This is a genomic window from Nevskia soli (assembly GCF_903970205.1).
Lineage (GTDB): Bacteria > Acidobacteriota > Terriglobia > Bryobacterales > Bryobacteraceae > Bog-113.
Window position 1 is genome coordinate 1 of sequence record NZ_CAJCHS010000404.1, and the last position, 7,583, is coordinate 7,583.

Consider the following 7,583-nt stretch of genomic DNA (forward strand, 5'->3'; position numbering starts at 1 on the left):
CCGTTCGGTGACAGGGCGAGGGCCGCCGGAGGCGCAGTCACCGGATAAAAAGTCAGCGGCTTCGGCGTTGGCTCTTCGAACACGCCGATGTTGGCTCCCAAGCCAATAAGCGGACACAATGGGCTCCCGTTTGGCGAGAGCGCCAAGTCTGACGTGGACCCAATATTGTAGGTTTGCACAACTTGAAACTCCACGTCTTTCATCACACGATCTCCTGGCGACGGAGGGTTCGATTAGAGCATTTTAGCTTGTTAGACGCGGCCTTGTGCCGCACCCGTTCGGTTTCCGCCTGTATCGTGCTGTCGATGCCGTCGCCAAACATCCTCTGCGATTCGTATGATCAGGTGGATATGCCTGTACAGGTGCCGCGGATCTTCATCGCTTCATCGACCCCAAATCTAGATGCAGCAGGAGCGCTGGGTGACTGTCTTGAGTCCCGCCACTTTCGTCCCTTGGTTTGGGATGAAGGACTTTGCAGCAAAATGAATCGACGTTCGACGGTCTGATCAGGTTATCGAAGGAAGTGGACTTCGCGGTTTTCGTGTGTGGAGCGGGCGATGTCACAGTCGTGGATGGAGAAGCTGCTCCTATGGCTTGAGACAATATAATCTGGGGCGGGATAGCCGACGAGTGGGTGACGCACTTGCTTAAACGGGTGGCGTACGCCGACCGGAGATCGTAGATCTCGGAGTATGGCACCTTTGCTCTTTGCAAAGCAGCATGCCAAACCTTCTTCATCGGCATTCGTTTTCTGCTAAACCCGGAGTCCGGATTTCCGCGATGATACAGGGGTTCGCAGAAAACAGCCCCTTCCTAACACCGCCCAAAGGCCCCGTTTCGGATTCGTAAAGAACGTTGGTTCAGTACGCTGGGAACATGCAATGGTATGAGGCCGAAGTCCGCGAGCTGGAGCGCACCAAAGTCTGCTGCGTTAACGGAAACCGTCCGCCCGTCTTTTATGGAAGTTCGTCCATCCGCCTCTGGGAGACGCTCGCGCAGGACTTTGAACCGGGCGTCGTGAATCTTGGATTTGGCGGATCGACCCTCGAAGCTTGCGACTACTTCTTCCCGCGCCTGGTAGCGCCCGTGCATCCGCGGTCGCTCTTGCTTTACGCGGGCGATAACGACCTCGCCGATGGACGCGAGGCCGAGCAGGTCCTCGCCTCGTTCGACTCCCTCGCGAACAAAGTGGCGACCTCGCTAGGCGCCATCTCGTTCGGCTTCGTTTCGGTCAAGCCAAGTCCGGCGCGCTACTCCATACTGAATCGTATTCGCCGTTTTAACGACTTAGTTCGCGGCGCGATCGAATCCGGCCCGTCGGGTTACTACGTCGACGTGTTCTCGGCGATGATTGACCCGGAAGGCAAGCCCCGCGCCGAATTCTTCCTCGAGGATGGTCTGCACTTGAATCGGGAGGGCTACCATCTTTGGGGTCGCTTACTGAAACCGTATCGGAATCAAATATTCATCAATTGAACGTCATTTTGCCACAGATTTTTTCTTATTCTTGTGGTAAGTGCAGCGCCAGTACCACAGATGGTTCAGCGACCGCCTCGGACGGGATATGGAACTCCTCGTCTTCGGGCACGCGGGCGCCAGGGTGCTGATCTTTCCCACGCGGGAAGGAAGGTTTTACGATTACGAGAACTGGGGCCTTGTGGAGACGTTGCGCGGGTCAATCGATGGCGGCTACATTCGGCTCTTTTGCGTCGATGGCGTAGATTCAGAAAGCCTCTATTGCACGTCCGTTCCGCCGGCTTCGCGTGTGGACCGCCATCGGCAGTACGAAGCCTACATTCTCGAAGAAGTGATCCCGTTCATGCTTTCGGAAAATGGGGTTCCCGCGCTGATCGTTCACGGTTGCAGCATCGGCGCCTATCATGCGATGAACCTCGCCCTCCGGCACCCCTCGCTCTTCTGTAAGGTTGTGGCGCTGAGCGGACGGTATGATCTTACGCGCTCCTTTGGTCCGTTCACCGACTTATTTAGCGGACACTACAACCAGGACGTTTACTTCATCACTCCCAACCATTTCCTGCCGAATCTGAACGAGCCGCACTTACTCGATCCCCTTCGCCGCATGGACATCACGCTCGCAGTCGGCGAACAAGATCCATTCCACGAGAGCAATCGCACTTTGAGCGAGGCGTTAGCCGCTAAAAACGTCCCGCACCGTTTCGCCGTCTGGCCCGGCAAGGCCCATCGTGCCCGCTACTGGCGCGAGATGGTGCCGCACTATCTGTAGCGCCGGCAGTCGGGCGTGAACATTCCCTTACGGCGTCGGAGTAGCGATAAATCCGTGCCCGATCGAACTTGCATCTTTATACGAACCAACTACAACCCCGTGGTTGTTGATCCCACTCGGATACGTACCTTGGCTTCCAGGATAGATCACAGGTTAGAGCCGGGATACTCCAATCTGATACGTTCCGCCAGGAGGCAGAATGAACGCCACCTCAGGATTGCCATTAGGGTCGCCGACTATAGTTCTGCCTTTATTGATCCCTCGCGGCGTGACCGACAATTCATCATAGAAGGGAAGCGGCATCAACTTACCCGAGACGGTTTCGAAGCCGATCCCGTAGTAAACTCCGGACCCATTGTCGAAGGTACCTATAATCGAGTTGTTCGTGCTAATGCCGTTCAGCGAAGTGACGTCGTTAGAAACTTTGACCGGAGTGAAGCCTGGCGAAAGAATGAACCCGACTTTATCCACAGAGCCGACAATCGCGCCGGAATCACTTATCCCAGCCGCATTCGAAGACGTACCGGCGAGCAATTGAGTAAAAGAACCGTCCGGCGATCGTAAGAAGCTGTAAGAGGCGTTCCCCACGGAACTGATGCGATAGACTCCAACAATGGCTCCGCTGGAGTTGATGCCGTTGAGTTGCGTGTATCCCACACCGGGATAATCGACAGAAGTGTAGGTGTAAGTGCCCTTTTCATTGAAACGGAAGCTACCAATACCGGCGAGCTGGCTGTGTTCGACCGCAATTGCGGCGTCGACCTCGTGGACGCAGTGACCGCAGGCACCGCGCTGCCTGGCGTGGTTCCCACACACAACATCAACGGCACGCGCTATATCAACGGTGGCGTGCGCTCCGCCGAAAACGCCGAGCTCGCCAGAGGCTATGCGAACGTGGTGGTGCTCTCGCCGTTTGGCGGACGAACCGAGGCGCTACCGGCAGGCCAGTTCGAGGGTCTGCGCAAATTCCCGGGCGCGGACTTGGAAAGCCAGGTCTTGGCCCTGCGCGAGCCGGGCAGCCGCGTCGAGGTGATCACACCGGACGCCGAGTCCCGAGCCGCAATGGGCACGAACCAGATGGATCCGGCGACTCGCATCTCCGCCGCCCGTGCCGGCTTCGCCCAGGGCAAGCTGGAAGCGACCCGCCTGACGTTCCACTGACGGTTCCAGGAAGGCTTTCGCGCTCGCGTCAAGCATCATTTGGAGCAGAAAGCGGTTTCTCCCAACCTTTCGGCACTTGATCCGTCGAATGGTAAATGGCAGCCTCGAACCAGTGTCTACGAACGGCGAGGTCCACGTCGCCGCGACTCCGGCTTAGCGGCCTAAGCTCACGTTGCACCAGAGTAACGTTTCCAGGTAACTTTTTGGGCGACGGCGAGTATTGGTCACTGATGCTTCTACCGATCATCGGCGGACCGGATTTTTCGCGTGGAAGTAAGCAGACGCCAACTGTACAAATGATTCAAATCTGAGGAGCGCCTTAAATGAATACCGTGGTACAGGACCTGCGCTACTGCGTCCGCCAGTTACTGAAGACTCCAGGCTTCACGCTCACTGCCATCGTGTCGCTAACTCTCGGCATTGGCGCAACCACTGCGGTGTTTAGCGTCCTTTACGCAATCCTCATGGACCCCTATCCGTATGCGGCTCCGGACAGAATGGCTCACATGCGGCTTGTCGATCCGGCCGGACACGACAACGGCTTTGGGCTTACCGGCGGTCAGTGGCAGATCCTGAGGAAATCACCAGTTCTCGAAGATGCAGTGGCCGTTGACGGCTGGAGCCTGACTGTCACCGGGCACGATCTTCCCGAAGACGTAAACGCTACTTACCTCACCTCGAACGCGTTCCAGTTCTTCGGAGTACCCGCATATCTTGGACGAGGCTTAACGCCCTCCGATGCGATCGACGGTCAGGACCCTCAGCCGGTAGTCGTTCTCAGTTACAACTTCTGGCGGCGGCACTTCGGGGCGGATCGCGCGGTTATCGGCCGCACGCTGCAGTTAGTCCGCAAGACTTACTTTATTGTCGGCGTGGCGGCTCCGCGTTTTACCTGGGAAGACGCCGACGTCTATCTTCCACTTAGAATTACCCAAGATCCCACCCGCGACTACGGCGTTGAGATCCGTCTGAAGCCGGGCGTTTCCCGTAAAGCGGGCGCGGACGCCTTACAGCCCCTCATCGAGCAGTTTGCAAAACAGTCACCGAAACACTTTCCACAAAGTAAATTCAAGTTTCGCCTAGTCGGTTTAAACGAAGATTTCGAAAAGCGCCTAGGCGGCACGTTATATCTGCTGTTTTCCGCCGTCGCCTTTCTTCTCCTGATCGGCTGTGCCAATGTCTCTATTCTTCAATTGGCTCGTGGCGCCGCGCGACAAAACGAGTTTGCCGTGCGCGCTGCAATCGGCGCCGGCCGCGGCCGCCTCATTCGCCAGATGTTATCCGAAGCGCTTCTGCTTTCAGTCGTCGGCGCCGGGCTTGGTGTCCTGTTCGCCGGTCGCGCGACAAAGTTAATAACGGAGTTACTGCCGAAGTACTCGTTTCCGCATGAGGCAGCCATCCGGCTCAACTTACCGGTACTGTTATTTAGCATCGCGCTAGCGGTCTTAAGCGCAGTCCTTTTCGGTCTCTGGCCGTCCTTGAAGTTATCACGCCCGGATGTTGTTCAGGTGATTCAAGCCAGCACGCGCCGCGTATCGGGCGGCGTACATGGGCGCGTAATGAACAAGATTCTGATCGGGTGTCAAATCGCCCTGACGCTCGTCATGCTGGCCGGGGCCGGGGCTGCCATGCGCGGCTTCCTGCGTCTGCTGCACACACCCTTGGGTTACGAACCGCATAACCTGATGTCGGTTGGCATTCCCGTCCACGACGGAGCGTATCCGACGTGGGAAGCGCGTTCCGCCTACTTTGAACTGCTACGCAACAAAGTCGCCGGCGTGCCCGGCGTTACGATGGCGGCTATCTCCACGAATGCCACGCCGCCTTCAAACGGCTGGAACACGGGTATTGAGATTCTCGGAAAGACTCGCAAGGATGACCAGAAAGTCCGCATCAATTTCGTTAGTCCGGGTTACTTCCCCATTCTGCGTGTTCCTTTAATGCAAGGCCGCCTCTGGAGTGAAACGGAAAACCACAATGCCGCCCGAGTTATAGTCATCAACCAGACCATGGCCAAGCTGTACTTCCCGGACGGAGCTCTTGGTCATTCGCTCACCATCCCTGAGATGAAAAGTGAACCGCCGTTCAGCCTATCGCCCCCCAACGCCGATCCTCACCTGCTGATCATCGGAGTTGTGGCGGATAAGCGGGATGACGGTCTCCGCAACCCAATCCTTCCAGAAGCCTTCATCCCCTATACGTTGAGTATGCGCATGTGGACGCAGATCCTGGTGCGCTCCGATAACTCGCCCCTCACTTTGCTCCACGCTATTGGCCGGAAAGTTAACTCCGTCGATGCGGATCAACAGATCAGCGGTAATATCGAGGACCTCGAGCATTGGATTCAAGGTCAACCGGAGTGGGCACAGGAACACCTTGTGGCGTGGCTCTTTGGGTCGTTCGCGGTGCTGGCTCTCGCGCTCGCCGCCGCCGGGCTCTATAGCGTTGTTTCATTCTCGGTGGCACAGCGAACTAATGAATTCGGTATCCGAATGGCGCTCGGCGCGCAGCCGGGGCATGTATTGCGTGTCGTATTTGGCTCCGCCATCGGCAGCGTGGGGGGCGGCATAGTGGGCGGCCTGATGCTGACGCTCGCTCTCAACAACATACTGGCCAGATGGGCTGAGGGCAGTTCGCGGGATATTCTCGTTCTTGTAAGTGCGGTTGTCTTATTAGTATTAGTGGCTGCAGCGGCCTGCGCAGAGCCCGCACGCCGCGCCGCATCTGTCGATCCGATGACGGCGCTCAGGTACGAATGAGCCGGCAGTCCCACCCGGCTGCGCGCTGCGCGGCGAGGAAATATTCCGTCAGGTGCGGGTCCTCGTGAAACGTCGCGGACGTCTTTCCGGTGGGTAACCAGATTAATGAAATGTGGCCCGAATGTCTGAGGCTGAGAGTTGCGCCGTCGCCCAAGAAACCTAGCAACCACTTGACCTTGCGCGCTGCCGGACCCAACCATGATGACGGTTTCCGGGCACCCCAAAACGGATGCTGGAACATAAAGCCACCTCCGCATGGGAGGCGAAAAGAAGCACGGAAGTCCCTCCGGGCGGGGCATTGATGCGACCGGCAACCCCGACACGGCCTGCGACGGGGAAGCTATCGTGACGTGCCACAAAGCGAGCTTCGTGATAAATCACGTCACAAACATATTTGGCCGTGCTCTGAATCTGCAACTTATAGATGGCAGGGACTCGAACGCCGGACCTCCTGCGCGTGTAAAGCACGTCAAGTTTTCGCGAACCAGGAGAAGGCGATCCACTGGCTTCGGTCGCCGAACCCGTCCCTTGCGGGCAAGACTCCACTTGAGGCGGCTCAGACCGACCAAGGTTATCGGGAAGTGGAAGATGTCCTGGTGAGAATCGAACACGGCGTTCTTGGCTGATGCGTCTTTACCGCCTTTGCCGCGCATCGTATCCGGCTTATGATGGCGAGGGTGCAAGACGGGCTGGCGGCCGTTGGAATTTGAAAGGCGTGCGCGTGATTTACATGAGCGAAAACCGTTCATTAGCCGTGCTTGAGATTCGGGTGCATTTGTCGGATGTACTGCCCGACAAGTACCTGTTGGGCTCAGCCGATATTCCGCGCGATGTCTCGCTCGATATTTTGACCGATAGGGAATTGCCGGAGAATTGGGCAACGCTTGTCGTCGGGGAACAGCATTCGACGCAGCAATTGGGTGACGAGTGGCTTCGGCAATGGAAACTCGGCGGTGCTGTCTGTTCCCTCAGTAACGTCCGGCGAACGAAACTTCGTGCTGAACCCGGAACATCCGCAGTTTCGCCGGATCCAGTTCCGTGATCCAGTTCCGTTCCGGTTTGACATAAGGTTACTGAGGATGTCGCGTAAGGCGCTCCCGGATTTGCGCCGGCGTTTTCTGGCGAAGCATTGCTCCATAGCATCCTCGTCAATCAGCTTCTCCGGATACCGTGGAGGGAAAGTCCGCTCGCCTCAGCCCGTTTTCGAGGCTGCGGGCAGCACAAGAAATCCCACCTCGCCCCACTTGCCCCTCGCGAAGAGCCCCCGAAGAAGGATGAGAAGCCCACGCACCGCATCGAAACCCCGTCCGATAAAATAAGGGTTCCCGATGCAAATTGAAAAGGTGTACGAGCCCCAGCGGTTTGAACCGCATTGGGCGCAATGGTGGATCGATAGCGGCATTTTCCGCGCCGACGCA

The 7,583-nt window shown here is 57.4% G+C and carries 8 protein-coding genes; 6 read left to right on the forward strand and 2 right to left on the reverse strand.

Annotated elements, in window-relative coordinates; all coding sequences use genetic code 11:
* Positions 1 to 203: hypothetical protein (locus H1Y01_RS19630; protein WP_219341660.1), on the reverse strand; the 203-nt coding region annotated here is incomplete at its 3' end.
* Between the two features lie 673 nt (positions 204 to 876).
* Between H1Y01_RS19630 and H1Y01_RS17515 the strand changes: the two genes are divergently transcribed.
* Both H1Y01_RS17515 and H1Y01_RS17520 read left to right on the forward strand, forming a co-directional pair.
* Positions 877 to 1,476: an SGNH/GDSL hydrolase family protein gene (locus H1Y01_RS17515; protein ID WP_180541816.1), complete on the forward strand. Its 600-nt coding sequence runs from the start codon at positions 877 to 879 to the stop codon at positions 1,474 to 1,476.
* Between the two features lie 88 nt (positions 1,477 to 1,564).
* Positions 1,565 to 2,245, forward strand: a complete 681-nt coding sequence (locus H1Y01_RS17520; protein ID WP_219341661.1) for an esterase family protein — start codon at positions 1,565 to 1,567, stop codon at positions 2,243 to 2,245.
* A gap of 153 nt (positions 2,246 to 2,398) precedes the next feature.
* Here H1Y01_RS17520 and H1Y01_RS17525 read toward each other — a convergent pair whose 3' ends face one another.
* A complete protein-coding gene (locus H1Y01_RS17525; RefSeq protein WP_180541820.1) occupies positions 2,399 to 2,902 on the reverse strand; it encodes a hypothetical protein in 504 nt (167 codons plus the stop codon).
* A gap of 78 nt (positions 2,903 to 2,980) precedes the next feature.
* Here H1Y01_RS17525 and H1Y01_RS17530 point away from each other — a divergent pair, with 78 nt between their 5' ends.
* From H1Y01_RS17530 to H1Y01_RS17545, 4 genes are all read left to right on the forward strand, one after another.
* Entirely contained in the window at positions 2,981 to 3,406 is a 426-nt protein-coding gene (locus H1Y01_RS17530) for a hypothetical protein (protein WP_219341662.1), read from the forward strand.
* A gap of 323 nt (positions 3,407 to 3,729) precedes the next feature.
* A complete protein-coding gene (locus tag H1Y01_RS17535) occupies positions 3,730 to 6,165 on the forward strand; it encodes an ABC transporter permease (protein WP_180541822.1) in 2,436 nt (811 codons plus the stop codon).
* Positions 6,166 to 6,515: 350 nt separating this feature from the next.
* Positions 6,516 to 6,791 carry an antitoxin Xre/MbcA/ParS toxin-binding domain-containing protein gene (locus H1Y01_RS20155; RefSeq protein WP_180541824.1) on the forward strand — a complete coding sequence of 92 codons (276 nt, stop codon included), beginning with the start codon at positions 6,516 to 6,518 and terminating at the stop codon, positions 6,789 to 6,791.
* Positions 6,791 to 7,207, forward strand: a complete 417-nt coding sequence (locus H1Y01_RS17545; RefSeq protein ID WP_180541826.1) for an RES family NAD+ phosphorylase — start codon at positions 6,791 to 6,793, stop codon at positions 7,205 to 7,207. Before H1Y01_RS20155 ends, H1Y01_RS17545 begins: the two co-directional genes overlap by 1 nt.
* Positions 7,208 to 7,583: the final 376 nt, after the last annotated feature.

Coding starts and splice junctions, on each gene's coding strand:
- H1Y01_RS17545 (WP_180541826.1), top strand. CDS start 6,791: ATGCGTCTTTACCGCCTTTGCCGCGCATCGTATCCGGCTTATGATGGC.
- H1Y01_RS17515 (WP_180541816.1), top strand. CDS start 877: ATGCAATGGTATGAGGCCGAAGTCCGCGAGCTGGAGCGCACCAAAGTC.
- H1Y01_RS17535 (WP_180541822.1), top strand. CDS start 3,730: ATGAATACCGTGGTACAGGACCTGCGCTACTGCGTCCGCCAGTTACTG.
- H1Y01_RS17520 (WP_219341661.1), top strand. CDS start 1,565: ATGGAACTCCTCGTCTTCGGGCACGCGGGCGCCAGGGTGCTGATCTTT.